The 26,176-nt window shown below is 67.2% G+C and carries 18 protein-coding genes; 12 read left to right on the top strand and 6 right to left on the bottom strand.

Annotation, left to right across the window (positions count from 1 at the left end; genetic code table 11):
* Nucleotides 1-25: 25 nt before the first annotated feature.
* Nucleotides 26-7,180, top strand: coding sequence for a HAMP domain-containing protein (locus J2X20_RS01980; RefSeq protein ID WP_310260109.1), 7,155 nt, complete (start codon nucleotides 26-28; stop codon nucleotides 7,178-7,180).
* Complete coding sequence (locus J2X20_RS01975; protein ID WP_310260105.1) at nucleotides 7,180-9,636, top strand: response regulator; 2,457 nt, start codon at nucleotides 7,180-7,182, stop codon at nucleotides 9,634-9,636. The genes J2X20_RS01980 and J2X20_RS01975 overlap by 1 nt, the downstream gene beginning before the upstream one ends.
* 5 nt (nucleotides 9,637-9,641) lie before the next feature.
* Here J2X20_RS01975 and J2X20_RS01970 read toward each other — a convergent pair whose 3' ends face one another.
* Complete coding sequence (locus J2X20_RS01970; RefSeq protein WP_310260102.1) at nucleotides 9,642-10,040, bottom strand: hypothetical protein; 399 nt, start codon at nucleotides 10,038-10,040, stop codon at nucleotides 9,642-9,644.
* Between the two features lie 240 nt (nucleotides 10,041-10,280).
* Here J2X20_RS01970 and J2X20_RS01965 point away from each other — a divergent pair, with 240 nt between their 5' ends.
* From J2X20_RS01965 to J2X20_RS01955, 3 genes are read left to right on the top strand one after another with little or no spacing between them, the layout of a single operon-like run.
* Nucleotides 10,281-12,347, top strand: a complete 2,067-nt coding sequence (locus J2X20_RS01965) for a carbon starvation CstA family protein (protein ID WP_310260100.1) — start codon at nucleotides 10,281-10,283, stop codon at nucleotides 12,345-12,347.
* A gap of 1 nt (nucleotide 12,348) precedes the next feature.
* Complete coding sequence (locus J2X20_RS01960) at nucleotides 12,349-12,543, top strand: YbdD/YjiX family protein (protein ID WP_310265073.1); 195 nt, start codon at nucleotides 12,349-12,351, stop codon at nucleotides 12,541-12,543.
* 14 nt (nucleotides 12,544-12,557) lie between these two features.
* Complete coding sequence (locus tag J2X20_RS01955; RefSeq protein ID WP_310260097.1) at nucleotides 12,558-13,412, top strand: class I SAM-dependent methyltransferase; 855 nt, start codon at nucleotides 12,558-12,560, stop codon at nucleotides 13,410-13,412.
* A gap of 9 nt (nucleotides 13,413-13,421) precedes the next feature.
* On the opposite strand, the gene J2X20_RS01950 is transcribed toward J2X20_RS01955, so the two are convergent.
* Both J2X20_RS01950 and tsaE read right to left on the bottom strand, forming a co-directional pair.
* Nucleotides 13,422-14,792, bottom strand: coding sequence for an N-acetylmuramoyl-L-alanine amidase (locus J2X20_RS01950; protein ID WP_310260093.1), 1,371 nt, complete (start codon nucleotides 14,790-14,792; stop codon nucleotides 13,422-13,424).
* Entirely contained in the window at nucleotides 14,789-15,322 is a 534-nt protein-coding gene (gene tsaE / locus J2X20_RS01945) for a tRNA (adenosine(37)-N6)-threonylcarbamoyltransferase complex ATPase subunit type 1 TsaE (RefSeq protein WP_409034125.1), read from the bottom strand. The genes J2X20_RS01950 and tsaE overlap by 4 nt, the downstream gene beginning before the upstream one ends.
* Between tsaE and queG the strand changes: the two genes are divergently transcribed.
* From queG to J2X20_RS01915, 6 genes are all read left to right on the top strand, one after another.
* On the top strand, nucleotides 15,296-16,390 hold the full coding sequence (gene queG, locus J2X20_RS01940; protein WP_310260090.1) for a tRNA epoxyqueuosine(34) reductase QueG: 1,095 nt from the start codon (nucleotides 15,296-15,298) through the stop codon (nucleotides 16,388-16,390). The two genes, tsaE and queG, sit on opposite strands and share 27 nt — an antisense overlap.
* A complete protein-coding gene (locus J2X20_RS01935) occupies nucleotides 16,391-16,993 on the top strand; it encodes a chalcone isomerase family protein (RefSeq protein ID WP_310260086.1) in 603 nt (200 codons plus the stop codon). It begins immediately after the preceding gene.
* Nucleotides 16,994-17,029: 36 nt separating this feature from the next.
* Nucleotides 17,030-18,004, top strand: a complete 975-nt coding sequence (locus tag J2X20_RS01930; RefSeq protein ID WP_310260083.1) for a tripartite tricarboxylate transporter substrate binding protein BugE — start codon at nucleotides 17,030-17,032, stop codon at nucleotides 18,002-18,004.
* A 53-nt stretch (nucleotides 18,005-18,057) separates the two neighbouring features.
* Complete coding sequence (xerD, locus tag J2X20_RS01925) at nucleotides 18,058-19,023, top strand: site-specific tyrosine recombinase XerD (RefSeq protein ID WP_409034124.1); 966 nt, start codon at nucleotides 18,058-18,060, stop codon at nucleotides 19,021-19,023.
* A gap of 148 nt (nucleotides 19,024-19,171) precedes the next feature.
* Nucleotides 19,172-21,544 carry a TonB-dependent receptor plug domain-containing protein gene (locus J2X20_RS01920; RefSeq protein ID WP_310260078.1) on the top strand — a complete coding sequence of 791 codons (2,373 nt, stop codon included), beginning with the start codon at nucleotides 19,172-19,174 and terminating at the stop codon, nucleotides 21,542-21,544.
* Between the two features lie 24 nt (nucleotides 21,545-21,568).
* Nucleotides 21,569-22,171, top strand: coding sequence for a MarC family protein (locus J2X20_RS01915; protein WP_310260075.1), 603 nt, complete (start codon nucleotides 21,569-21,571; stop codon nucleotides 22,169-22,171).
* A 27-nt stretch (nucleotides 22,172-22,198) separates the two neighbouring features.
* Here J2X20_RS01915 and J2X20_RS01910 read toward each other — a convergent pair whose 3' ends face one another.
* Together J2X20_RS01910 and J2X20_RS01905 are read right to left on the bottom strand one after the other, a co-directional pair.
* On the bottom strand, nucleotides 22,199-22,348 hold the full coding sequence (locus tag J2X20_RS01910) for a hypothetical protein (protein WP_310260072.1): 150 nt from the start codon (nucleotides 22,346-22,348) through the stop codon (nucleotides 22,199-22,201).
* A 35-nt stretch (nucleotides 22,349-22,383) separates the two neighbouring features.
* Nucleotides 22,384-22,935: a GNAT family N-acetyltransferase gene (locus J2X20_RS01905; protein ID WP_310260070.1), complete on the bottom strand. Its 552-nt coding sequence runs from the start codon at nucleotides 22,933-22,935 to the stop codon at nucleotides 22,384-22,386.
* Nucleotides 22,936-23,204: 269 nt separating this feature from the next.
* On the opposite strand from J2X20_RS01905, the gene aceA reads away from it, so the two are divergent.
* A complete protein-coding gene (aceA, locus tag J2X20_RS01900; protein ID WP_310260067.1) occupies nucleotides 23,205-24,503 on the top strand; it encodes an isocitrate lyase in 1,299 nt (432 codons plus the stop codon).
* A 71-nt stretch (nucleotides 24,504-24,574) separates the two neighbouring features.
* Here aceA and J2X20_RS01895 read toward each other — a convergent pair whose 3' ends face one another.
* Nucleotides 24,575-26,125 carry a methyl-accepting chemotaxis protein gene (locus tag J2X20_RS01895; protein ID WP_310260064.1) on the bottom strand — a complete coding sequence of 517 codons (1,551 nt, stop codon included), beginning with the start codon at nucleotides 26,123-26,125 and terminating at the stop codon, nucleotides 24,575-24,577.
* Nucleotides 26,126-26,176: the final 51 nt, after the last annotated feature.

The following is a 26,176-nucleotide window of genomic DNA, read 5'->3' as shown; positions in this document are numbered from 1 at the left end:
CCTAATCTCTGAATCGGGCGGGCTCATGAGTGTCGATATCGCGCAGCAACCTCGCAGGAAGCGCGTCAGCGCCAAGGCAGTGGCGCCGGCTGCGGCAGGCAATGGCAGTGACACCGGGCAGGAATTGAATGCCACGCGCTCGCGCCAGGTGCTGGCGGCGCTGTCGGCCTTCCGCGATGGCGATTTCTCCATCCGCCTGCCCAATGACTGGGACGGCATCGACGGCCAGATCGCCGCGGCCTTCAACCAGATCACGGCCCAGGAGGCGCGCATCGCCGCCGAGGTCGCGCGCTTGTCCGCCACGGTGGGCAAGGAAGGACGGCTCAAGCACCGCATGTCGCTGCCGGGCTCGTTGGGCAGCTGGGCCACCAAGGTCGACTCCATCAACACCCTGCTGGACGACCTCGTGCGGCCCACCGCCGAGATCGCCCGCACCATCGGCGCCGTGGCCAAGGGCGACCTGGGCCAGTCCATGGAACTCGAAGTGGATGGCCGCGAACTCAAGGGCGAGTTCCTGCGTTCCGCGAAGCTGGTCAACACCATGATCGACCAGCTGTCGGTGTTCACGAGCGAGGTGACTCGCGTCGCGCGTGAGGTGGGCACCGAGGGCAAGCTGGGCGGTCAGGCCCAGGTCAAGGGCGTGTCGGGCGTCTGGAAGGACCTGACCGACTCGGTCAACCAGATGGCCGGCAACCTGACGGCCCAGGTGCGCAACATCGCCGACGTGACCATCGCGGTGGCCAACGGCGACCTGTCCAAGAAGATCACCGTGGACGTGCGCGGCGAAATCCTGCAGCTCAAGGAAGCCACCAACACCATGGTGGACCAGCTGCGCTCCTTCGCCTCCGAAGTGACCCGCGTGGCCCGCGAGGTGGGCACGGACGGGCGCCTGGGCGGCCAGGCCGTCGTGCCCGGCGTGGCCGGCACCTGGAAGGACCTGACCGACTCGGTCAACGCCATGGCCACCAATCTGACGGCCCAGGTGCGCAATATCGCGACGGTGACGACGGCCGTGGCGCGCGGCGACCTGTCGCGCAAGATCACCGTGGACGTGAAGGGCGAGATCCTGGAGCTGAAGGAAACCATCAACACCATGGTGGACCAGCTCAACGGCTTCTCGTCCGAGGTGACGCGCGTGGCGCGCGAGGTGGGCACCGAGGGCAAGCTGGGTGGCCAGGCGCAGGTGAAGGGCGTTTCCGGCACCTGGAAGGATCTGACCGACAACGTCAACTCGATGGCCTCCAACCTGACCGGCCAGGTGCGCAATATCGCGGACGTGGCGACGGCGGTGGCCAATGGCGACCTGTCCAAGAAGATCACGGTGGAGGTGAAGGGAGAGATTCTTGCCCTGAAGAACACCATGAACACGATGGTGGACCAGCTCAACGGTTTCGCCGGCGAGGTGAGCCGCGTGGCGCGCGAGGTGGGCACCGACGGCAAGCTGGGCGGCCAGGCCCAGGTGCCCGGCGTGGCCGGCACCTGGAAGGACCTGACCGACAACGTCAACTTCATGGCCTCCAACTTGACCGGCCAGGTGCGCAACATCGCCGAGGTGACGACGGCCGTGGCCAACGGCGACCTGTCCAAGAAGATCACCGTGGACGTGCGCGGCGAGATCCTGGAGCTGAAGAACACCATCAACACCATGGTGGACCAGCTCAACGGCTTCGCGTCGGAAGTGACGCGGGTGGCGCGCGAGGTGGGCACGGACGGCAAGCTCGGCGGCCAGGCCCAGGGCCGCGGTGTCGCCGGCATCTGGAAGGACCTGACCGACTCGGTCAACGCGATGGCGACCAACCTGACGGCCCAGGTGCGCAATATCGCGGACGTGACGACGGCGGTGGCCAATGGTGACCTGTCCAAGAAGATCACCGTGGACGTGCGCGGCGAGATCCTGGAGCTGAAGAACACCATCAACACCATGGTCGACCAGCTCAACGGCTTCGCCGGCGAGGTCAGCCGCGTGGCCCGCGAGGTGGGCACGGAAGGCAAGCTCGGTGGGCAGGCCCAGGTGCCCGGGGTGGCCGGCACCTGGAAGGACCTGACCGACAACGTCAACTCCATGGCCTCCAACCTGACCGGCCAGGTGCGCAACATCGCGGACGTGGCGACGGCCGTGGCCGGCGGCGACCTGTCCAAGAAGATCACGGTGGACGTGAAGGGCGAGATCCTGGAGCTGAAGAACACCTTGAACACCATGGTGGACCAGCTCAACGGCTTCGCGTCGGAAGTGAGCCGCGTGGCGCGCGAGGTGGGCACCGACGGCAAGCTCGGCGGCCAGGCCCAGGTGCCGGGCGTCGCCGGCACGTGGAAAGACCTGACCGACAACGTCAACTTCATGGCCTCCAACCTGACCGGCCAGGTGCGCAATATCGCGGACGTGGCGACGGCCGTGGCCAGCGGCGACCTCTCCAAGAAGATCACCGTGGAGGTCAAGGGCGAGATCCTGGCGCTGAAGAACACGCTGAACACCATGGTGGACCAGCTCAACGGCTTCGCCTCCGAGGTGAGCCGCGTGGCCCGCGAGGTGGGCACGGACGGCAAGCTCGGTGGCCAGGCCCAGGTGCCCGGCGTGGCCGGGACCTGGAAGGACCTGACCGACAACGTCAACTTCATGGCTTCCAACCTGACCGGTCAGGTGCGCAACATCGCCGAAGTGACGACGGCCGTGGCCAACGGCGACCTGTCCAAGAAGATCACCGTCGACGTGCGCGGCGAAATTCTTGAGCTGAAGGACACCATCAACACCATGGTGGACCAGCTCAACGCCTTCGCCGGCGAAGTGACCCGCGTGGCGCGCGAGGTGGGCACCGAGGGCAAGCTCGGCGGCCAGGCTCAGGTGCCCGGGGTGGCCGGCACGTGGAAGGACCTGACCGACAACGTCAACTCCATGGCGTCCAACCTGACCGGCCAGGTGCGCAACATCGCCGACGTGACCATCGCGGTGGCCAGCGGCGACCTGTCCAAGAAGATCACCGTGGACGTGCGCGGCGAGATCCTGCAGCTGAAGGAAACCATCAACACCATGGTGGACCAGCTGCGCGCCTTCGCGTCGGAAGTGACGCGGGTGGCGCGCGAAGTGGGTACGGAAGGCAAGCTCGGCGGCCAGGCCGCCGTGCCGGGCGTGGCCGGCGTGTGGAAGGACCTGACCGACAACGTCAACTCCATGGCCTCCAACCTGACCGGCCAGGTGCGCAACATCGCCGACGTGGCCACCGCCATCGCGCGCGGCGACCTCAGCCGCAAGATCACGGTGGACGTGAAGGGCGAGATCCTTCAGCTCAAGGAGACCATGAACACCATGGTCGAGCAGCTCGGTGCCTTTGCGTCGGAAGTGAGCCGCGTGGCCCGCGAAGTGGGTACGGAAGGCAAGCTGGGGGGGCAGGCCCAGGTGCCCGGTGTGGCCGGGACGTGGAAGGACCTGACCGACAACGTCAACTCGATGGCGTCCAACCTGACCAACCAGGTGCGCAACATCGCCGAGGTGACCATCGCCGTGGCCAACGGCGACCTGTCCAAGAAGATCACCGTGGACGTGCGCGGCGAAATCCTGCAGCTCAAGGAAACCATCAACACCATGGTGGAGCAGCTGCGCTCCTTCGCGTCGGAGGTGACGCGCGTGGCCCGCGAGGTGGGCACCGAAGGGCGGCTTGGCGTGCAGGCCGTGGTGCCGGGCGTGGCCGGCACCTGGAAGGACCTGACCGACTCGGTCAACACCATGGGCGCCAACCTGACGGCCCAGGTGCGCAACATCGCCGAGGTGACAACGGCCGTGGCCCGCGGCGACCTGAACCGCAAGATCACGGTGGACGTCAGCGGCGAAATCCTGGAGCTGAAGAACACCATCAACACCATGGTGGACCAGCTCAACGCCTTCGCCGGCGAAGTGACCCGCGTTGCCCGCGAGGTGGGCACCGAAGGCAAGCTCGGCGGCCAGGCCAAGGTGGCCGGTGTGGGCGGCACCTGGAAGGACTTGACCGACAACGTCAACTTCATGGCCTCCAACCTGACCGAGCAGGTGCGCGGCATCGTGAAGGTCGTGACGGCCGTGGCCAACGGCAACCTCACGCAGCGCCTGACCGTGCAGGCCAAGGGCGAGGTGGCGGCCCTGGCCGACACCATCAACAACATGACCGACACCCTGGCCACCTTCGCCGAGCAGGTGACCAACGTCGCCCGCGAGGTGGGCGTGGACGGGCGCCTGGGCGGCCAGGCCCATGTGCCGGGCGCCTCAGGCACCTGGAAGGACCTGACCGGCAACGTCAACCTGCTGGCCGCCAACCTGACGACCCAGGTGCGCGCCATCGCCGAGGTGGCGACGGCCGTGACCAAGGGCGACCTGACGCGCGCGATTCAGGTGGAGGCCAAGGGCGAGGTGTCCGAGCTCAAGGACAACATCAACACGATGATCTCCAATCTGCGCGAGACCACCGAGCGCAACCGCGAGCAGGACTGGCTGAAGACCAACCTGGCCAAGTTCACCGGCATGCTGCAGGGCCAGCGCGAACTGCAGACCGTCTCCCAGATGCTGCTGACCGAGCTGGCGCCGCTGGTGCAGGCCCACCAGGGCACCATCTATCACGTCACCGCCGCCGAGAGCGACAACCGCCAGCAGCTGCGCCTGCTGGCCAGCTATGCCCAGTCGGGCGCGGTGCGCCTGGCACCCACCATCGAGATGGGCGAGGGCCTGGTCGGCCAATGCGCGCTCGAAAAGCGCAGCACCCTGCTGGCCGACATCGCGTCGGACTTCGTCGCCATCTCGTCCAGCCTCGGCCATGCCCAGCGGGTCAGCGTCGTCGTGCTGCCGGTGCTGTTCGAAGGCCAGACCAAGGCCGTCATCGAGCTGGCCACGCTGCAGCCCTTCACCAGCGGCTCGCTGGCCTTCCTGGAACTGCTGACGCAGAGCATCGGCGCCGTGTTCAACACCATCGAGGCGACCATGCGTACCGAGTCGCTGCTGGCCCAGTCCCAGCAGCTGACCGTGGAGCTGCAGTCGCGCCAGAGCGAGCTGCAGGAGACCAACGAGCAGCTCGGCACCAAGGCCCGCCTGCTGGCCGAGCAGAACGCCGAGGTCGAGCGCAAGAACAGCGAGGTCGAGCAGGCCCGCCACGCGCTGGAAGAGAAGGCCGCCGAGCTGGCGCTGACGTCCAAGTACAAGTCGGAGTTCCTGGCCAATATGAGCCACGAGCTGCGCACCCCGCTGAACTCCATCCTGATTCTCAGCCAGCAGCTGGCCAGCAACAACGAAGGCAATCTGATTCCCAAGCAGGTCGAGTTCTCGCGCAACATCAACTCCTCGGGCTCCGACCTGCTGCACCTGATCAACGACATCCTGGACCTGTCCAAGATCGAGTCCGGCACGGTCACTGTCGAAATCGAGGACATCTCGTTTGCCTCGCTGCGCGACAACATCGACCGCAACTTCCGCCAGGTGGCCGAGGCCAAGAACCTGCCGCTGCGCCTGCTGTTCGCCGACGACCTGCCGCGCAGCATGGAGAGCGATGCCAAGCGCCTGCAGCAGATCCTGAAGAACCTGCTGTCCAACGCCGTCAAGTTCACGGCCCATGGCCACGTGGAGCTGCGCGTCAGCCTCGCCAACGAGGGCTGGAGCAGCGACCACCCGGTGCTGTCCAAGGCGCCCCAGGTGCTGGCCTTCGCGGTGGAGGACACCGGTATCGGCGTCGCCCCCGAGAAGCAGCGCCTGATCTTCGAGGCCTTCCAGCAGGCCGACGCCGGCACCTCGCGCAAATACGGCGGAACGGGCCTGGGGCTGGCCATCAGCCGCGAGCTGGCGGCCCTGCTGGGCGGCGAGATCAAGCTCGCCAGCGTGCATGGCCACGGCAGCACCTTCACTCTCTTCCTGCCCCTGCAGTTCGCCGGCGCGGACAGCGCCAGCGTGGCGCCTTTGCCCATGCACAGCCGCCCGAGTGCGCCGGTGCGCAACAACCTGCCGCTGGTGCGCGAGACCCAGGTCGCCGACGACCGCGACAACATCGTCGACGGCGAGTCGGTGCTGCTCATCATCGAGGACGACCCCCACTTCGCCCGCATCGTGCTGGGCCTGGCGCGCGACCGCGGCTTCAAGGGCCTGGTGGCGCTCAAGGGCAGCCTGGGCCTGGAGCTGGCGCGGCGCTTCAAGCCCACCGCCGTGTCCCTGGACATCTTCCTGCCCGACATGCTGGGCTGGACGGTGCTGAACCAGCTCAAGCTCGACCCGCTGACCCGCCACATCCCGGTGCAGATCTTCAGCGTCGCCGAGGAGGACCGCAACCACGGCCTGGCCCATGGCGCCTTCAGCTATGTCGTGAAGTCGTCCACCAGCGAGGAGATGGAGGCGGCCCTGGACCGCATCCGCGACTTCACGGTGCCGCGCACCAAGCGCCTGCTCGTCATCGAGGACAACGACATCGAGCGCGAGGCCATCGTCGAACTGCTGAACCATGACGACATCGACCTGGAAGCCGTCGGCACGGGCGCCGAGGCGCTGGAGATGCTTCGCGACCAGGCCTTTGACTGCATCGTGCTGGACCTGCGCCTGCCCGACGTCAGCGGCTTTGCGCTGCTCGAGCAGCTGCACGCCGATCCCGCGCTGGCCGGCGTGCCGGTTGTCGTCTTCACCGGCAAGGACCTGTCCAGTGCCGAGCAGAAGCAGCTGCGTGCCCTGGCCAAGAGCGTCGTGCTGAAGGATGTGCAGAGCCCCGAGCGGCTGCTGGACGAGACGGCCCTCTTCCTGCACCGTGTGGTGACCGAGCTGCCCCAGGACAAGCAGGACGTGCTGCAGAAGCTGCATGGCGCCGCCGAGATGCTGCGCGGCCGCCGCGTGCTGGTGGTGGATGATGACGCCCGCAACATCTTTGCGCTGACGACGCTGCTGGAGAATCAGGAGATGCAGGTCATGACGGCCACCAGCGGCCGCGCCGCCATCGACATCATCCAGCACACGCCGGACCTTGACCTGGTGCTGATGGACATCATGATGCCGGACATGGACGGCTACGAGACCATGCGTGAGATCCGCGCTCATGCGGAGTTCCGCAACCTGCCCATACTCGCGCTGACGGCCAAGGCCATGAAGGGCGACCGGGAGAAGTGCCTGGAAGCCGGCGCCAGCGACTACATCTCCAAGCCCGTCAATACCGCCCAACTGCTGTCGCTGATGCGCGTTTGGTTGTACCGTTGATGGCCATGCACCCGAGCGACGTGGCGGAGCAGATGGTGGGCACCGAAGAGCTGACCAATATCCTCATCGTCGACGACGAGCCGGCCAATCTGTTGGTGCTGGAGAGCGTGCTGGCCGACCCTAGCTACCGCATCGTGCGCGCGCTGTCGGCCGACCAGGCCCTGCTGGCGCTGATGAGCCAGGAATTCGCCGTCATGGTGCTGGACATCCAGCTGCCCGACATGAACGGCATCGAGCTGGCCCAGATGATCAAGGAGCGCAAGCGCAACGCCCATCTGCCCATCATCTTCCTGACCGCCTATTTCGATCAGGACCAGCACCGCCTGCAGGGCTATGGCTCGGGCGCGGTCGACTATCTGCACAAGCCCGTGAACCCGGCCGTGCTGCGCTCCAAGGTCGCCGTCTTCGCCGAACTGGACCGCAAGACCCGCCAACTGCAGCGCGCCAACCTGGCCCTGCAGGCCGAGGTCGAGGAGAGGCGCCGCGCCGAGGAGCTGCTGCGCGAACTCAACGAGACGCTGGAACGCCGCGTCACCGAGCGCACCGAGGCCTTCCATGCCGTGGACCGGCGGCTGCGAGCCATGATGAGCAGCATCACCGATGGCCTGCTCCTCATCGAGGACGATGGGCGCATCGGCTATGTCAACGAGCAGGGGGCCCGCCTGCTCGGTCGTGGCGCCGCGGAGCTGACCGGGCGGCGCAGCGGCGAGGTCTTCGGCACCGAAGGCGAGTTCGAGGCCGGTTTTGACAGCGCTCGGGCCAAGGGCCAGGCCGTGTCCTTCGAGGCGGTGGCGCCCGGTGCTCCGGAGCGCTGGCTGCAATGCCACTGCTATCCCTCGCATGATGGCCTGTCCGTCTATTTCCACGACATCACCGATCGCCGCGAACTGCAATGGCGCAGGGAACAGCTGCTGGCCGCCGAACAGGCCGCGCGCGGCGCTGCCGACCAGGCCTCGCGTGCCAAGGAAGAGTTCGTTGCCGCCATCAGCCACGAGCTGCGCACACCGCTGGCGGCCATCCTGGGCTGGGTCAATGTGCTCACCCACCCCAGCGTGCAGCCCGCCATGCAGCAGCGCGGCATCCAGGCCATCGCCCGCAACGCCCAGGCCCAGGCTGTTCTCGTTGACGACCTGCTGGAGATGAGCCGCATCGTGGCCGGCAAGCAATTGATGAATGTCGAGCGGGTGGACCTGAACGGCCTCGTCGCGGCCGCGGCCGAAACCGCACGCCCCACCGCGCAGTCCCGGGAGCTCGACATCGTGCTGCATCTCGCCCCCGAGGCCGCCGAGGTGTTCGGTGATTCCCGGCGGCTGACCCAGGTCGTCATGAACCTCGTCACCAACGCGATGAAGTTCACCCCGGCCGGCGGCAGCGTCACCTCGTCGACCCGGCTGGACGGTCCCGTCGTCGAGTTGTCCGTCAGTGACACCGGCCAGGGCATAGCCCCGGAGTTCCTGCCCCAGCTCTTCGATCGTTTCACCCAGGCCGATGGCACGGCGTCCAGCGTGCATGGCGGCCTGGGCCTGGGCCTGTCCATCGTCAAGAACCTCGTCGAGCTGCATGGCGGTGAAGTGACGGCCCGCAGTGGCGGCCGCGGCCAGGGCTCGACCTTCAGCGTGCGCCTGCCCAGGGCCGGCCAGTCGAACGCGATGGGTGTCGAAGCCGAGGCCGACGGAGCCGAGCCCCCCATCGCCGGCGTGCGGGTGCTGATGGTCGACGACCATCCCGATGTGCTCGAGGCCCATGCCCGCCTGCTGGCCGAGCGTGGCGCCGAGGTCGTCACGGCGGAGTCGGGCGAGGCCGCCATCGCCCTGCTGGGCGAGCAGAGTTTCGACGTGCTGCTGAGCGATCTCGGCATGCCCGGCATGGGCGGCTATGACCTGATCCGCCATGTGAGGCAGCAGTCGGGCCTGGGGCCGACAGATCTCCCGGCGGCGGCCGTCACCGCCTATGTGCGTGCCACCGACCGGGAGGCAGCGCTGGAAGCCGGCTTCCAGCGTTGCCTGCCCAAGGCGGTGTCACCGCACTTGCTGGCGCGTGCCGTGGCCGAACTGGCGCTGACGCGCCGGCCCGCCGAGCCCAAGGCGCCAGCCCTGCGGGTGCTGTTCGTGGAGGACAACGAGGACCTGCGCGAGCAGATTGGCTATCTGCTGGAGGAGGCGGGCATGCGGCCGGAAAGCTGCGCCACGGCCGAGGAGGCTCTGGCGATGTATTCACCCGAGCGCTTTGATCTGGTCGTGACCGACGTCAGCCTGCCGCAGATGTCGGGCACCGATCTGGCCCGCGCCATCCTGCGCATCACGCCGAAGGCGTGGCTGGTGTTCGCTTCGGGCTATGCGATGAAGTCCGATCTGTCGGACTTCGGCCCCAATGTGAGGGCCTTGCTCAAGCCCTTTGATCTGCCGGACCTGCAGCAGCTGCTGGCGGAGATTCGCCAGCAGGCTGCCGAGGGGTGATCGGATCAGTGGCCGCGGCGCGGACCGTAGTCATCGCGGTCGTGACCCCAACGGTCGCCGTGGTCGCGGCGGCCATGGTCCCAACCGCGATGATCCCAGCGGTCATCACGGCCGTCCCAGCGGCGCTCGTAGACGACGCGCGGGGCCGGGGCGTAGTAGACGTCGCGCTGGACATAGCGCGGCGCCGGTGCATAGCGCACCACCGGGGCCGGCTCGTAATAGACGGGTGCGGGTGCGTAGTAGACGGGGGCGGGCGGCGGGGCGTAGTAGCGTGGGCTGTCGGCCACCACGACGCCGACGGGCGGCAGGCTGACGCCGATGGACCAGTGCGTGCCGGCCTGGGCGGCAGAGGCGCCGAAGAGGGCGGCACCGGTGAGCAGGGCGGCAAGGATGGGACGAAGCATTTGAGGTCTCCTACGAGGCCAAACATCTGGCCTTCGACGTCTGGAACAACGCCCCGGCCCCGGTGCCGTTGACCCGGGGCGCCGGTGATTCGTAAGCGGGTGTGATCCGGGTTGACCCTTAGGTAAAGCCGCGCGGCGGTCCCGCGTGGCTTGACCGATGCCGCCGCGAGCCCGTTTGCCGAGACTTGCTTCACGGTCGCGACCCGTGTCGAGGTGCGCACCGCAACGGAGACAAGCCCCATGCAGAACCTGCGCCGCCACCTCGCCTGGGCGGGTGTCGCGATCCTCGGTGCCGCATCCCTCGCCACCGTGGCCTTGAGCCGCGGCGAGACGATCAGCGCCCTGTGGGTCGTGGCCGCCGCCTTGTGCACCTATCTCATCGCCTACCGCTACTACAGCCTCTTCATCGCCGACAAGGTGCTGGGGCTGGATGCCAAGCGCCAGACGCCGGCCTGGAAGTACAACGACGGCCTGGACTACGTGCCCACCAACAAGCACGTGCTCTATGGCCACCATTTCGCGGCGATTGCCGGTGCCGGCCCGCTGGTGGGCCCGGTGCTGGCGGCGCAGATGGGCTATCTGCCCGGGCTGCTGTGGATCCTGGCCGGCGTCGTCTTCGCCGGCGCGGTGCAGGACTTCATCGTGCTCTTCATCTCCACGCGGCGCGATGGACGGTCGCTGGGCGACCTGGTCAAGCAGGAGATGGGCACCGTGCCCGGGCTGATCGCGCTGTTCGGCGCCTTCATGATCATGATCATCATCCTGGCGGTGCTGGCTCTCATCGTCGTCAAGGCCCTGGCCGATTCGCCCTGGGGCCTGTTCACGGTGGCGGCGACGATTCCCGTGGCCCTTTTCATGGGCGTCTACCTGCGCTTCATCCGACCGGGCCGCATCGGCGAGGTGTCGGTGATCGGCTTCGCGCTGCTGATGGCGGCCATCTTCGGCGGCCAGGCCGTCAGCGAGAGCCCGACGCTGGCGCCCCTGTTCACGCTGCAGCCGACGACCCTCGTCGGCCTGCTGATCGGCTACGGCTTTGTCGCCGCCTGCATCCCGGTGTGGCTGCTGCTGGCGCCGCGCGACTACCTCAGCACCTTCCTGAAGATCGGCACCATCATTGCGCTGGCCATCGGCATCGTCATCGTCGCGCCGCCGCTGAAAATGCCCGCGTTGACGCAGTTCGCCACCGGCGGCGGTCCGGTCTGGGCGGGCAATCTCTTCCCCTTCCTCTTCATCACCATCGCCTGCGGCGCGGTATCGGGCTTCCATGCGCTGATCTCGTCGGGCACCAGCCCGAAGCTGCTGGAGAACGAGACCCATGCCCGCTACATCGGCTACGGCGGCATGCTGGCCGAGAGCTTTGTCGCCGTGATGGCGCTGGTCGCGGCTTCCTGCATCGAGCCGGGCGTCTACTTCGCGATGAACAGCCCGGCGGCCGTCGTCGGCAAGGACGCGGCCACGGTGGCGCAGACGTTGTCGACCTGGGGCTTTGTCATCACGCCCGAGATGCTGACCCAGGCCGCGGCCGATGTCGGCGAGAAGACCATCCTGGCCCGTGCCGGTGGCGCCCCGACGCTGGCCGTCGGCATGGCCGAGATCCTGCACCAGGTGGTGGGCGGCAAGGCGCTGATGGCCTTCTGGTACCACTTCGCCATCCTCTTCGAGGCTCTGTTCATCCTGACCGCCGTCGACGCCGGAACGCGCGCCGGCCGCTTCATGCTGCAGGACCTGCTGGGCAGCTTCGTGCCGTCGCTCAAGCGCACCGAGAGCTGGGTGGCCAACCTCGTCGCCACCGGCCTGTGCGTGGCGGCCTGGGGCTATTTCCTCTACCAGGGTGTCGTCGATCCGCTGGGCGGCATCAACACGCTGTGGCCGCTGTTCGGCATCGCCAACCAGATGCTGGCTGCCGTGGCACTGCTGCTGGGCACCGTCGTCATCTTCAAGATGAAGAAGGACCGCTACGCCTGGGTCACGGCCCTGCCGGCCGCCTGGCTGCTGGTGTGCACGATGAGCGCCGGCTGGCTGAAGATCTTCTCGGCCGACCCCAAGCTCGGCTTCCTGGCCCATGCCGACAAATACGCCGCGGCGATTGCCGAGGGCAAGGTGCTGGCGCCGGCCAAGTCGCTGGACGCGATGTCGCGAGTCGTCTTCAACGACAGGCTGGACGCCGCGCTGTGCGCTCTCTTCATGGGCGTCGTCATCAGCGTGCTGATCTATAGCGTCAAGGCCATCCTCGAGGCGCGCCGCAGTGGCAAGGTGACGGCGCAGGAAACGGCCTTCGTGCTGCTGCCGGCGGGGCAACGTGCTTGAGCTGCGCCGAGATCTGGCCCAGGCGGGCCGGTATCTGACGCAGAGCCTGCGCCTGATGGTGGGCGTGCCGGATTACGGCAGCTATCTCGCTCACCACCAGGCCACGCACCCCGAGCGGCCCGCCATGAGCTACGAAGAGTTCTTCCGGGAGAGGCAGGCGGCGCGTTATTCGTCGAGAACGGGGAAGTGCTGCTGAGGTAAAAGCCCGGCATGCCCGTTCCGCCCGACGACGCTTCCAAGCCCGGCCTGCTCGGTGACACGGCCCAGCGCGACTACTCGCGCAAGCTGGGCCTGTTCATGCGCTTTGCCGAGCCCGAGTTGCGCGCAGCCATCGCGACGCTCGGCCTGGCGCCGGGTATGCATGTGCTCGATGCCGGCTGCGGCAGCGGCGAGTCGCTGGCCTGGCTGGCTGAGGCGGTCGGCACCGGCGGGCGCGTCGTCGGCGTCGACCTGTCCTATGCCCACCTGGCTGCGGCCCGCCGCCAGGCGCCGCCGCAAGTCCAGCTGTTGGCCGGCGACTTGATGACCTTGGTGATGCCGGCAGCGAGCTTCGATGCGATCTGGTCGGCCAACACGCTGCATCACTTCACCGATCCGCTGGCGGCCTTGCAGCGCCTGTCCGGCTGGCTGCAAGCCGGCGGCCGGCTGGTGGTCGGCCAGACCGGCTTTCTGCCGGAAATGCTGTTCGCCTGGGACATGCGGCTGGAAAGAGCGGTCGTCGACGCCGTGCGCGCCCATTACCGCGACAAATACGGCCTCGACGAGCGACGGCTTGCTGCCGTGCGCGCCAACGTCGGCCTGCTGCGCCAGGCCGGCCTGGCGGATGTGCAGGCCCGCACCTTCACGATCGAGCGCATTTCGCCGCTGGACGCCGCGGCGCGAGACTATGTGCTCGAGGCGCAATTCCGCTCGACCTTCGGCGAGCGGCTGAGGCCCTGGCTGTCGGCCGAGGATTTCGCGGCGCTGCAGAAGCTGTGTGATCCCGACGATCCGGGCTTCGCGCTGGACCGGCCGGACTTCCACTATCTGCAGACCTTCACGGTGGTCAGCGGTCGCAAGTCCTGAGGGCCGGCGTCACAGTGTCGTGCTGCGCTTCCTCGCCATCGGCGGGCTCTTTGCAAAATACCTGGCGATGCCCGAGGCCAGCGCGTCCACCAGTTGGTCCTGATAGTCGGGATCGCGCAGCTTCTTCTCCTCCTCGGGGTTGGAGATGAAGGCGGTCTCGACCAGGATGCTGGGGATGTCCGGGGCCTTCAGCACGGCGAAGCCGGCTTGCTCGACACGGGCCTTGTGCAGCTTGCCGACCTTGCCGATCTGGCCCAGCACCTCGCCGCCGAGCTTGAGGCTGTCCTTGATCTGGGCCGTGGTGCTCATGTCGAGCAGGGCGCGCAGCACATTGGCGTCCTTGGTGGCGGCGCCGACGTTGACGCCGCCGACCATGTCGGCTGCGTTCTCCTTGTCGGCCATCCAGCGTGCGGCGGCACTCGTCGCCGCGCCGTCGCTGAGCACGAACACCGAGGCGCCGCGGGCCTGCGGCGTGATGAAGGCGTCGGCGTGGATGGACACGAAGAGGTCGGCCTGCACGCGCCGGGCCTTGCGCACGCGCTCATGCAGGGGCACGAAGAAGTCGGCGTCGCGCGTCATCAGCACGCGGATGTTGGGATTGGTCGTCAGCCGTTCGCGCAGCTTGTGGGCGACGGCCAGCACAACGTCCTTCTCGCGCAGCCCCGAGGGGCCGACGGCGCCGGGATCCTCGCCGCCATGGCCGGGGTCCAGCGCAATGATGATGAGGCGGTCGATCTTCTGCTCGTTGGCTGGCGCCGGTGCCGGTGCCGGCTTGGACGCAGCAGCAACGGGTGGGGGCACAGGTGCCGAAGCGGCGGGCGCGGGCGGGCGCTCGATCTTCTGGATCAGCTCACCGAGGGCATCGTTGACGGCGCTGGCCGCCTGTTCCGCGCGCTGGGCGGGGGAGGGCGGCGGCGCGGGCGTCTTGGTGCGCTCATTGGCCAGGGCCACCAGCGGGTCGGCGGCGAACTTCGGGTAGAGGTCGAAGACCAGGCGGTGCTTGTAGGCCGCCACCGGCGCCAGCGTGAAGATCTGCGGCGCCACGGGTTGGCGCAGGTCCAGCACGATGCGCACGACGGTGGGCGTGTTCTGGCCGACGCGCACGCCGCTGATGTAGGGGTCGTCGGGCTTGACCTTGCCGATCAGCTCGCGCAGCCCGGGGCTGAGTTCCAGGCCGTCGACGTCGATGACGAGGCGGTGCGGCGAGTCGACGAGGAAATGCCGGGTCGTCAGCGCCTTGTCCGACTCGATGGTGACGCGGGTGTACTCCTGGGCCGGCCAGACGCGCACGGCGACGATGCTGGCCTCACTGGTGGCAGCGAGGGTGTCGCCTGCCTTCAGCAGCAGGGCGAGGAGGCCGAGGGTGTCGCGGCGCTTCATGCCAGGGCCTCGACAAGGCGAGGCGTGCCGACGACGCGCACGCGGCGGCTGTCGTCGGGCATCAGTTCGATGAAGAGTTGCAGATCGGCCGGCGGCAGCTGGCCCGCCGCCTTTTCGGGCCATTCGCAGAGCTTGAGGCCCGGCGCGGCGAACACATCGCGAAAGCCGGCGTCCTCCCACTCGCGCGGGTCGCCGAAACGGTAGAAGTCGAAATGGCTGGCCGTGCCCCCATCCGGGAGTTCGTAGCTCTCCATGACGGCATAGCTCGGGCTCTTGATGCGGCCCTCGACGCCCAGGGCGCGCAACAGCAGGCGCGCAAAGGTCGTCTTGCCGGCGCCTAACGGCCCGTGCAGCTCGATCAGGGCGTTGGGGGAGGGGAGCAATGCCGCCGCGAGACTTTCTGCGGTGGCTTGGGCCGCGGCCTCGTCGGGCCACAGCGCTTCAGTTTCTAAAATCGCAGGCAAATGCAAGAGGTCCCGTCCACTGTCGATACCGCCGCGCTCATGGAGAAGCTGCACGGCTGGGCGCATGGGCTGGGATTCTCACAGATCGCCGTGGCCGATGTGGACCTCAGCAGCGCCGAACCCGGCCTGCAGGCCTGGCTGGACGCCGGCCACCACGGCCGCATGCATTACATGGCCGCCCACGGCATGAAGCGGGCCCGCCCGGCCGAGCTGGTGCCGGGCACGCTGCGCGTCATCACGGCGCGCATGGACTATCTGCCCCAGAGTACCGAACCGGGCTGGCAGGCCGTCGAATGGGCGGGCCTGGGGAGACCTGAGCAGGCCCAGATCTCCCTCTATGCCCGCGGCCGGGACTATCACAAGGTGTTGCGCCAGCGCCTGCAAAAACTCGCCGAGATGCTGGAGGCCGAGGTCGGGCCCTTGGGCTATCGCGTCTTCACCGACTCGGCGCCGGTCTTGGAGGTGGAGCTGGCGGCGCGCTCGGGCCTGGGCTGGCGCGGCAAGCACACCCTGACCCTGCATCGCGAGGCGGGCTCGATGTTCTTCCTCGGCGAGCTCTTCGTCGACCTCGACCTGCCGCCGACCGAAGCCACCAGCGCGCATTGCGGCGAATGCCGGGCCTGCATCGATGTCTGCCCGACGGCGGCCATCACCGAGCCCTATCGCGTCGATGCGCGGCGCTGCATTTCCTACCTGACCATCGAGCACGACGGGCCCATTCCGGTGGAGCTGCGCCCGCTGATGGGCAATCGCGTCTATGGCTGCGACGACTGCCAGCTGGCCTGCCCCTGGAACAAGTTCGCCCAGACCGCCGTGCTGGCGGACTTCGACGTGCGGCCCGGCATGGCGGGAGCGCCGATTGCCCAGCTGCTGGCTTGGGACGAGACCGAGTTCCTGCGCCGCACCGAAGGGTCGGCCATCCGCCGCATCGGCTTTGCGCGCTGGCAGCGCAATCTGGCGGTGGCGGCCGGCAATGCCTTGCGCGCGCGCGACGACGCCGGCCTGCGCACGGCGCTGGCGCGTGCGGGGCAGGGGGCTGATGCGCTGGTGGCCGAGCACATCGCCTGGGCCTTGTCCGCGGCGCCGGCCCCTGCCGCGTTATCGTCCGGCCCGCCGCCTGCTGGAGCTCTCTGAATGACCTTGCCGATCCGCCGCCTTTCCGCCGTTCTCGCGCTGACTGCCGCGGTTTGCCTGCCCGCCCATGCGGTCCGTTATGAGGGCCAGGAGTTTGCCGACAGCCTGCAGCTCGGTGGCAACGAACTGGTGCTGAACGGCACCGGCAAGCGCCAGGTCGCCATCTATCCCCTCTATCTGGCGGCCCTGTACCTGCCGCAGAAGGCGCACACCCCCGACACCATCTACGCCCAGGCCGGCCCCAAGCGCCTGGAGATGCGCATCGTCATCCCGCTGGTCAAGGACGTGTCGACGCAGGAGTTCGTCAAAGCCATCAGCAAGGGCGTGAACCGCAATTCCACCGAGGCCGAGAAGGCGGCGGTGAGCGAGCGCCTGAAGCAGTTCAATACCGCCATCAGCGAGGTGGGGCGTGTCAAGAAGGGCGATCTGCTGCATATCGACTACCTGCCGGCCCAGGGCGGCACCATCCTGTCGGTCAACGGCAAGGTCTGGGGCAAGCCCATCGAGGGCCAGGACTTCTACACGGCCTTCCTGAAGGTCTTCCTCGGCGACAGCAACAGCGATGGCAGGTTGCGCGCCGGCCTGCTGGGCCAGCCATCCTGAACTAGCATCGGTTCATCAACCAAGGAGACCGACCCCATGCAACGCCGTTCCGTCCTCCAAGCTGCCGCGCTCTCCAGCCTCGGCCCCCTGGGTCAGCTGGCCTGGGCCGATGGCTACCCGACCAAGCCCGTGCGCCTGATCGTGCCGTTTGCCCCCGGGGGCACGACCGACATCATTGCCCGCATCGTCTCCGAGAAGATGGCCAGCCTGCTGGGCCAGACCATGGTGGTGGACAACAAGGCGGGCGGCGGCGGCACGGTGGGAGCGACCGAGATCGTCCGTTCGGCGCCGGATGGCTACACCCTGGGCATGGCGACGGTGTCGACGACGGCAGCCAACCCGGCCATCAATCCCAAGATCGCCTACAACCCGCTGACCGACTTCACGCCCATCACCAACGTTGCGGCCACGCCCAATGTGATTGCGGTGCACCCGAGCTTCCCGGCGCGCGACTACAAGAGCTTCGTCGCCGAGCTCAAGAAGAACCCCGCCAAGCACAGCTACGCCACCTCGGGCACCGGCGGCATCGGCCATCTGCAGATGGAGCTCTACAAGACCCTGGCCGGCGTCTTCGTGCTGCACATCCCCTACCGCGGCGCCGGCCCGGCGCTCAACGACACGGTGGCCGGCCAGGTGCCGATGATCTTCGACAACCTGCCGTCGGCCTTGCCCTTCATCAAGGACGGCCGCCTCATCCCCATCGTCGTCGCCGCGCCGCAGCGCCTGGCGGCCCTGCCCAATGTGCCGACCTTCAAGGAAGTCGGCCTGGATGCCGTCAACCGCATGGCCTACTACGGCATCCACGGCCCCAAGGGCCTGCCCAAGGAAGTCATCGACAAGGTCCATGCAGCAGTGAAGAAGGCCGTCGAGATCCCGGACGTGAAGAAGCGCATCGAGGACACCGGCTCGCTGATCCTGGCGAACACGCCGAGCGAATTCGCAGCGCAGATCGCGGCGGAGTTCGAGGTCTACAAAAAGGTCGTGGCTCAACAAAAACTCAAGCTTGACTGAGCTGAAGCCTCTCGTCCAAGGAGTACCTTGGCCGGTCCCCCGAGGGGACGGCGATGCTTGCTGGATTGACCGGCAAGCACATCGCCAAAGCGGGCCGGCTAGGGAGCGGCCCGGCGCTCGGCCCGAATGCGGGATGCGCCGTGACCATTGATCCGGGCATCGAGAGTTTTATCGAGGCGCTCTGGCTGGAAGACGGCCTGAGCGCCAACACCCAGGCGGCCTACCGGCGCGACCTGGCCGCGCTGGCGGCGTGGCTCCAACCCACGTCGCTGGACGCCTGCACCGAACTCAAGCTGTTCGAGTACGCCGCTGCCAAGCCGGCAGGCAAGGCAACGAGTGCGAACCGGCGCCTCTCGGTCTTCAAGCGCTACTTCCGCTGGGCCCTGCGCGAGGGCCGCATCCAGGCCGATCCGACGCTGAAGCTGACGGCCGCCAGGCAGCCGCTGCGCGTGCCCAAGCTGCTCAGCGAGGCCCAGGTCAGCGCCTTGCTTGCGGCGCCCGATGTCAACACGGCCCTGGGCCTGCGCGACCGCGCCATGCTGGAGCTGATGTATGCCAGCGGCCTGCGTGTCAGCGAGCTGGTCACGCTGAAGAGCGCCCACGTGGCCTTCAAGGACGCCGTGCTGCACGTGACCGGCAAGGGCAGCAAGGCCCGCCTCGTGCCTTTCGGCGAGCACGCGCACGACTGGATGGCCCGCTATCTGCGCGAGGCCCGCGCCGAGATCCTGGCCGGCCAGAGCAGCGACGACCTCTTCGTGACGGCTCGCGGCGCCGGCATGACGCGCCAGATGTTCTGGACCCTGATCAAGCGACACGCGCTTGCCGCAGGCATCACGGTGCCGCTGTCGCCGCACACGCTGCGCCATGCCTTCGCGACGCATCTGCTCAATCATGGTGCGGACCTGCGCGCCGTGCAGCTGCTTCTGGGGCATGCCGACCTGTCGACGACGCAGATCTACACCCATGTGGCGCGCGAGCGCCTCAAAGCGCTGCACGCCGAGCATCATCCGCGCGGCTGAGTGTTTTCCCGTCCCCGGGTTGCACCGAAGCTTCGTTCGTTTCGTTGGTTTCAAACCTGTCGGCAGGCCACAACACCGGGCCTCTGGACCCCTGCCGCGAGGGGCAAACTCCGCCGCCATCACAAATCGCATTCACGGAGTCCACCCCATGCACGCCACCCGCCTGCTGCCGACCGCCCTGGCCGCCATCACCCTCTGCGCCACCGTTTCGGCCTTTGCCCAGGACAACAGCCTGGAGCGCGTCACCGTCATCGGCTCGCGCAAGAGCCTGCCGGCGGCGTCCAGCACCGACACCCTGGTGCCCGTTGACATCTATTCGATGAGCAAGGTGACCGAGGGCGGGGGTCAATTCGACCTGGCCCAGACCCTGCAATACCTGTCGCCGTCCTTCAACTCGACGCGCCAGACCGGCGCCGACGGTGCCGACCTGATCGACTCCGCCGCCCTGCGTGGCCTGGGCTCGGACCAGACCCTGGTGCTGGTCAACGGCAAGCGCCGCCACACCGTGGCCCTGGTCAACCTGTTCGGCGCCCGCAACCGCGGCTCGACGGGTACGGACATGAACTCCCTGCCACTGCTGGCCATCGACAACGTGCAGGTGCTGCGTGACGGTGCCGCGGCCCAGTACGGATCGGACGCCATTGCCGGCGTCATCAATGTGCAGCTGAAGAAGAAGCAGGGCTGCGAAGCCGTTGCCGGCTATGGCCAGTACTCGGCCGGCGACGGCAAGAACTACCTGGCCTCCGCCTATTGCGGCATCAAGGTCGGCAACGGCACCTTGGGGCTAACCGGCGAATGGCAGGACCGGGGCCGCTCCAATCGCAATGATCCCAACGACGAGCTGGTCGGCCCCCGCACCATCGGCGACACCGCGGTCACCAACAAGACCGTCTACCTGAACGGCGAGTTCCCGCTCGCTGCCGACAACAAGCTCTACCTGACGGCCGGCGCGCAGAACCGCGATGCATCGTCCGGCGCTTGGGCGCGCGGCGGCGTCGGCTCCGACGACATCCCCAGCCGCAACTCGGCTGCGATGTACCCCAACGGCTTCGTGCCCTTCATCAACGGCAAGATCGAGGACCGCTATTTCATCGTTGGCTGGAAGTCGCTGATCGCGGGCTGGGACACCGACCTGTCGCAGACCTATGGCAGCAACAAGATGCGCTACAACATCAGCAACACGCTGAACGCCTCCATCGCCAACAAGGATCTGCTGGCCGGCGGCAAGGGCATCAGCGCGACCAGCTTCGATGCAGGTGGCTTCGGCTTCAGCCAGGCGACGACCAACGTTGACGTCAGCCGCTTCTTCCCCAATCTGCTGGGCGGCAGCAACATCGCCTTCGGTGCCGAGTACCGCAAGGAGAAGTACGACATCGGTGCCGGCGAGCCTGGCTCCTACATTGACGCCGACGGCGTGGGCTTCGGCGGCAACGCCGGCAGCCAGGGCTTCCCGGGCTTCCAGCCGGGCGATGCCACCAACAAGAGCCGCAACAGCCAGGCCGTCTACGCCGACTGGGAAGCCAATCTGACGTCGGCACTGACGCTGGACGCCGCCCTGCGCGCCGAGCACTACAGCGACTTCGGCTCGACGACGACGGCCAAGCTGGCCGGCAGCTTCAAGGCCAGCAAGGAAGTGCTGCTGCGCGCTGCCGCCAGCACGGGCTTCCGCGCCCCCAGCCTGCAGCAGCTCTACTTCTCGTCGACCTTCACCGACTTCATCAGCGGCAAGCCGCTGGACGTCGTGCTGGCGCCCAATGGCAGCAAGATCACCGCCGCCGCCGGCGTGCCGGCCCTGAAGCAGGAGAAGTCCAAGAACTTCACGGTGGGCATCACGGTCAAGCCCAGCACGGACACGGCCCTCACGGTCGACCTCTACCAGATCAACATCAAGGACCGCATCGTGCTGTCGGGCCGCTTCGACGAGGACAACTACCCGGCGCTGGGCGCCATCCTGCAGGGCCTGGGCGTGGGCCAGGCGCAGTTCTTCGTCAACTCGATCAACACCCGCACGCGTGGCCTGGACCTGACGGCCTCCAACCGCATGAAGCTGGGCGCGGGTCAGCTCAACACCTTCCTGGCCCTGAACATCAGCAGCACGACGGTGACGGCCATCAACGCCCCGGCCGCGCTGAAGGGCTTTGAGGACGTACTGCTGTCCGAGCGTGAGCGCCTGTTCATCGAGCAGGGCGGCCCGCGCTCCAAGGCGACGCTGGGCTTCGAATACAGCCAGGGCGCCTGGACGGGCGAGGCCAAGGTCATCCACTTCGGCAGCCAGACCCAGGGCACCTTCTCCGGCCCGCCGGTGCCCAACCTGCACTACAAGCCCAAGACCTCGATGGATCTGGGCATGAGCTGGCAGGCCACCCCGGCGCTGAAGTTCAGCGTGGGCGGCAACAACGTCTTCAACGTCAAGCCGACCCGCCAGGACCCGTATGAAACCGACAACGGCTTCTACTACGACAGCGTGCAGTTCGGCCTGAATGGCGCGTCTTACTACGCGCGGGCCTACTACCGGTTCTGAGTCGGTCGATGACAATCCGGGCGGATGGACCACAGCTTCCTCTCCGCCCTGATCCTGCTGCTGCTGGTGCTCGACCCGCTCGGCAGCCTGCCCATCTTCATTCCCATCATGCGTGCGGTGCCCAAAGAGCGCCGCACGCGTGTTGCATTGCGGGAAGTGGGCATCGCGTTTTGCGTGCTGTTCGGCTTCATGTTCGTCGGCGAGACCTTCCTGGAGGTCATGCACCTGTCGGAGCGCTCGCTGGAGGTGGCCGGCGGCGTCATCCTGATGATCATCGCCATCCGCATGATCTTCGGCGGCTCGGCCGAGTCGGCCTATGGGCTGGAGCCGGGCAAGGAGCCCTTGATCTTCCCCCTGGCCGTGCCGCTGCTGGCCGGCCCGTCGGCCATGGCCACGGTGCTGCTGCTGGCATCCCGCCAGCCGGAGCGCATCTACTACTGGATAGGAGCGCTGAGCGCCGCCCTGCTGGTGTCGGGCCTGGTGCTGGTGCTGGCCGACCGCATCCGCAAGCTGCTGGGCGATTCGGTCGTCTCGGCCATCGAGAAGCTGATGGGCCTGGTGCTGACGGCGATTGCCGTCGAGATGGTGCTGGCCGGCCTGAAGCGCTACTTCGTCGGCGGGCTGTAGGGCCGCGCCGGCCGGCCAGCGAAGGGCTTACTTGCCCTTCAGCTTGGCTTCCTTGCCCTTGGGGATGACCGCGGTCATCGGCGGGACGGGGCGGTCGGAGCCGGCCGTCTTGCCGGGCGCGGCGTCCTTTTTGGGCTTCTTCGCCATCTTGTTGCCGCGTTGTTCTGTGTTCGCCATGAATCCTCCATGCAAAGGGGTTGAAGTAGGTCGAACTATGCCTCAGCGTCGTACTTCGTTTTGGCAGGGCTTGCGAGCCATTGCGCGGCCGTGATGTCGTAGCGCTTGCAGTCCATGTCGTACCAGCGGCCCGTGCCGGTGAACTTCATGCCCAGGCGCTCCATGACGGTGGAGGAGGGCGTGTTCTCGGGCTGGCAGACCGCGCAGATCAGCTCGGGTTGAAGCGTCCTGAAGGCCCAGCCCACCATGTGGCGGGCGGCCTCGCTGGCATAGCCCTGGCCCCAGGCGTCCTGGCGCAGGCGCCAGCCGGTTTCCAGCGGGCCGGCGGGGTCGCGGTTCAGGTGCTGGATGCAGCCGGTGCCGACGAAGGCGCCGCTGTCCTGGCGGATGAAGCCCCACCAGGAATAGCCGAACTCGGCCCAACGCGCCTTGACGCGTTCGATCATGGACTGGGTGTCTTCGGGCGTATCCGGCCGGCCGGTGATGTAGCGCATGACAACCGGATCGCGGTTGAGTTCGTACAGGCCATCGAAGTGCCTGTCCTCGAGCGGCTCGAGCCGCAGCCGGGGCGTGATGAGTAGGGTCATGGGGGCGAGTCAGCGGTGATCGGACGATTCTGCGGGCGGCATTCTCACGATTCGAAAGTCACTTTTCAAATTGTGAAAAACGAGCATGCTGCACCGCCGCATGATTTCTCATTATGGTGAATAGCCTTTCGCGATTTGAAAATTAGAACATAAATTGTTGATTTATATGGATAAAGTTTTTTGTCTTATATAAGACTCGGGTCTTCACAAGCCTGAACCCAAGGCCTAGTCTTACGCCATCGGTTTTCGATGTTTCAAAGGAGTACTGCATGACCCGCCTCACCCGTGAACAACAGATCGCCGCCCTGGAAAAGGACTGGGCCGAGAACCCCCGTTGGAAGGGCATCTCGCGCGGCTACACCGCCGCCGACGTCATCCGCCTGCGCGGCTCCGTCGAGATCGAGCACACCCTGGCCAAGCGCGGCGCCGAGAAGCTGTGGGGCCTGGTGAACACCGAGCCCTTCGTCAACGCCCTGGGCGCCCTGACCGGCAACCAGGCCATGCAGCAGGTCAAGGCCGGCCTGAAGGCCATCTACCTGTCCGGCTGGCAGGTCGCCGGCGACGCCAACAGCAATGGCGAGATGTACCCCGACCAGTCCCTGTACTCGGTGGATTCGGTGCCCAAGGTCGTCAAGAAGATCAACGCCACCTTCAAGCGTGCTGACGAGATCCAGTGGAGCGAAGGCAAGGACGACGTCGACTTCTTCGCCCCCATCGTGGCCGACGCGGAAGCCGGCTTCGGCGGCGTGCTGAACGCCTTCGAGCTGATGAAGGCCATGATCGAAGCCGGCGCCTCCGGCGTGCACTTCGAAGACCAGCTGGCCAGCGCCAAGAAGTGCGGCCACATGGGCGGCAAGGTGCTGGTGCCCACCCGTGAAGCCGTCGCCAAGCTCGTCGCGGCCCGCCTCGCGGCCGACACCATGGGCGTGCCGACCCTGCTCGTGGCCCGCACCGACGCCGAAGCCGGCGACCTCGTCACCAGCGACATCGACGACAACGACAAGCCCTTCTGCACCGGCGAGCGCACGGTCGAAGGCTTCTACCGCACCAAGAATGGCCTGGACCAGGCCATCAGCCGCGGCCTGGCCTATGCGCCCTATGCCGACCTGATCTGGTGCGAGACCGGCAAGCCCGACCTGGCCTTCGCCAAGGCCTTCGCCGACGCCATCCATGCCAAGTTCCCCGGCAAGCTGCTGGCCTACAACTGCTCGCCTTCCTTCAACTGGAAGAAGAACCTGGACGACGCGACCATCGCCAAGTTCCAGCGCGAGCTGGGCGCCATGGGCTACAAGTTCCAGTTCATCACGCTGGCCGGTTTCCACAGCCTGAACTACTCGATGTTCGAACTGGCCCACGGCTATGCCCGCAACCAGATGAGCGCCTTCGTCGAGTTGCAGGAGAAGGAGTTCGCCGCCGCCGAGAAGGGCTTCACCGCTGTCAAGCACCAGCGCGAAGTCGGTACCGGCTACTTCGATGCCGTCACGACGACCATCGAGGCGAACGCTTCAACCGCGGCGCTGAAGGGCTCGACGGAAGACGAGCAGTTCTTCGACGCCAAGCACGGTTAATTTGTCAGAGCGTCAACTCCTGACTTTCATGACCCGCTTCGGCGGGTCTTTTTATTTCCGGCACCGGTTGTTCAGCGCCGCGAGACCTTGAAGATGCCCACGGCCTCGGACAGCGACTGGGCCTGATCGCGCAGGCTCTCCGCCGCCGCCGTGGACTCCTCCACCAGGGCCGCGTTCTGCTGGGTGACCTGGTCGAGCTGGGCAATGGCGATATTGACCTGGCCGATGCCATCGGACTGCTCGGCGGCGGCCGTCGTGATCTCGCCCATGATGTCCTTGACGCGCTGCACGGCGCCGACGAGCTCGTCCATGGTCTTGCCCGCCTCGGCCACCAGGCGCGAGCCGGCCTCGACGCGCTCGACGCTGCTGCCGATCAGGCTCTTGATCTCCTTGGCCGCATCGGCCGAGCGACCGGCCAGTGAGCGCACCTCGCCGGCGACGACGGCGAAACCGCGCCCCTGCTCGCCGGCCCGTGCCGCTTCCACGGCGGCGTTCAGCGCCAGGATATTGGTCTGGAAGGCGATGCCGTCGATGACGCCGATGATGTCGGCGATCTTGCGCGAGCTGTTGTTGATCTCGTCCATGGTGCTGACGACCTGGGCCACCACCTCGCCGCCGCGCTGGGCCACGCTGGCGGCGGACACGGCCAGCGTATTCGCCTGGCCCGCCGACGCCGCCGAGTGCTGCACCGTGCCGGTCAGCTCCTCCATCGCGCTGGCCGTCTCCTCCAGGCTGGACGCGGCCTTCTCGGTGCGCGCGCTCAGGTCCTGGTTGCCGCTGGCGATCTCGGCCGAGGCCGTGTTGATGGACTCGGCGACCTCGCGGATGCCGCCAATCGTCTGCGACAGCGTCTCGCGCATGCGCCGCAGCGTCATCTGCAGCTTGCCGATCTCGTCCGACCGCGCCGCCGTGCCCTGGCCCGAAGGTATGAGGTTGCCGTCGGCCACGCGCTCGGCCAGTTCGTTGGCGGCAAGCAGCGGCCCGGTGATTCCCTGGGTGATGTTCCAGGCCGCGGCGATGCCCAGGACGAGCATCAGCAGGCCGAGGCCCAGCAGCAGCATGCGGCCGTTGCCGTTGGCGGCGTCGATGCTGGCGGCCGTCTTGTCGATCTCGGCACGCTGGTGGTCCAGGAAGTCCTGCATCTTCTGCAGATAGACCTTGGAGCCGGGCACGAAGACATCGGTCAGCAGCTTGTCGGCCGCCTCGGCCTGGCCGTCCTTCTTCAGCTTGACGATTTCGTCGCGCGAGGTGATGTAGACCTGGCGCGCCTTGCCGACGGCGTCGAACAGCGCCTGCTCCTCGGGTGAGCGGATCAGGCTCTTGAGCTTCTCCTGCATCACGCTGGAGGATTGGGTCGACTGGGCCTGGTCTTCCTTGAACAGGTCCACCAGGGAGGCGTCCGAACTCTTGGCGATGGCCATGGTGCGGCGCACGCCGGAATTGATGTTGCGGTTCCAGTCCGCGATCAGCCTTTCCTTGACCAGCGGCTCGTCCATCATCTGGCGCGTCGCGGCTGCCGTGGAAGCCAGCCGCCAGGACGCGAGTGCTATGACCAGGGCCGCCAGGGCCAGCACCAGTGCAAAGCCGGCAGCCAGCCTTTGTCCGATGGAAAGCTTGAACATGGGTATCTCCTCACAACGATGCATCGCCCTCTGCATGGGGCCATCGGGCAT

Source organism: Roseateles saccharophilus (assembly GCF_031458095.1).
Lineage (GTDB): Bacteria > Pseudomonadota > Gammaproteobacteria > Burkholderiales > Burkholderiaceae_C > Pelomonas > Pelomonas saccharophila_A.
The sequence above is the reverse complement of the archived record's forward strand: the minus strand, read 5'-3'. Positions and strand labels throughout refer to the sequence as shown.

Bases quoted from the DNA above. Each gene is read 5' to 3' on its own strand.
- J2X20_RS01895 (WP_310260064.1), bottom strand. From the start codon at position 26,125: ATGTTCAAGCTTTCCATCGGACAAAGGCTGGCTGCCGGCTTTGCACTG.
- J2X20_RS01915 (WP_310260075.1), top strand. From the start codon at position 21,569: ATGGACCACAGCTTCCTCTCCGCCCTGATCCTGCTGCTGCTGGTGCTC.
- J2X20_RS01920 (WP_310260078.1), top strand. From the start codon at position 19,172: ATGCACGCCACCCGCCTGCTGCCGACCGCCCTGGCCGCCATCACCCTC.
- J2X20_RS01965 (WP_310260100.1), top strand. From the start codon at position 10,281: ATGCAGAACCTGCGCCGCCACCTCGCCTGGGCGGGTGTCGCGATCCTC.
- queG (WP_310260090.1), top strand. From the start codon at position 15,296: ATGGAGAAGCTGCACGGCTGGGCGCATGGGCTGGGATTCTCACAGATC.
- J2X20_RS01970 (WP_310260102.1), bottom strand. From the start codon at position 10,040: ATGCTTCGTCCCATCCTTGCCGCCCTGCTCACCGGTGCCGCCCTCTTC.
- tsaE (WP_409034125.1), bottom strand. From the start codon at position 15,322: ATGCGCCCAGCCGTGCAGCTTCTCCATGAGCGCGGCGGTATCGACAGT.
- J2X20_RS01975 (WP_310260105.1), top strand. From the start codon at position 7,180: ATGGCCATGCACCCGAGCGACGTGGCGGAGCAGATGGTGGGCACCGAA.
- J2X20_RS01905 (WP_310260070.1), bottom strand. From the start codon at position 22,935: ATGACCCTACTCATCACGCCCCGGCTGCGGCTCGAGCCGCTCGAGGAC.
- J2X20_RS01950 (WP_310260093.1), bottom strand. From the start codon at position 14,792: ATGAAGCGCCGCGACACCCTCGGCCTCCTCGCCCTGCTGCTGAAGGCA.
- J2X20_RS01930 (WP_310260083.1), top strand. From the start codon at position 17,030: ATGCAACGCCGTTCCGTCCTCCAAGCTGCCGCGCTCTCCAGCCTCGGC.
- J2X20_RS01955 (WP_310260097.1), top strand. From the start codon at position 12,558: ATGCCCGTTCCGCCCGACGACGCTTCCAAGCCCGGCCTGCTCGGTGAC.
- J2X20_RS01935 (WP_310260086.1), top strand. From the start codon at position 16,391: ATGACCTTGCCGATCCGCCGCCTTTCCGCCGTTCTCGCGCTGACTGCC.
- aceA (WP_310260067.1), top strand. From the start codon at position 23,205: ATGACCCGCCTCACCCGTGAACAACAGATCGCCGCCCTGGAAAAGGAC.
- J2X20_RS01980 (WP_310260109.1), top strand. From the start codon at position 26: ATGAGTGTCGATATCGCGCAGCAACCTCGCAGGAAGCGCGTCAGCGCC.
- xerD (WP_409034124.1), top strand. From the start codon at position 18,058: ATGCTTGCTGGATTGACCGGCAAGCACATCGCCAAAGCGGGCCGGCTA.
- J2X20_RS01910 (WP_310260072.1), bottom strand. From the start codon at position 22,348: ATGGCGAACACAGAACAACGCGGCAACAAGATGGCGAAGAAGCCCAAA.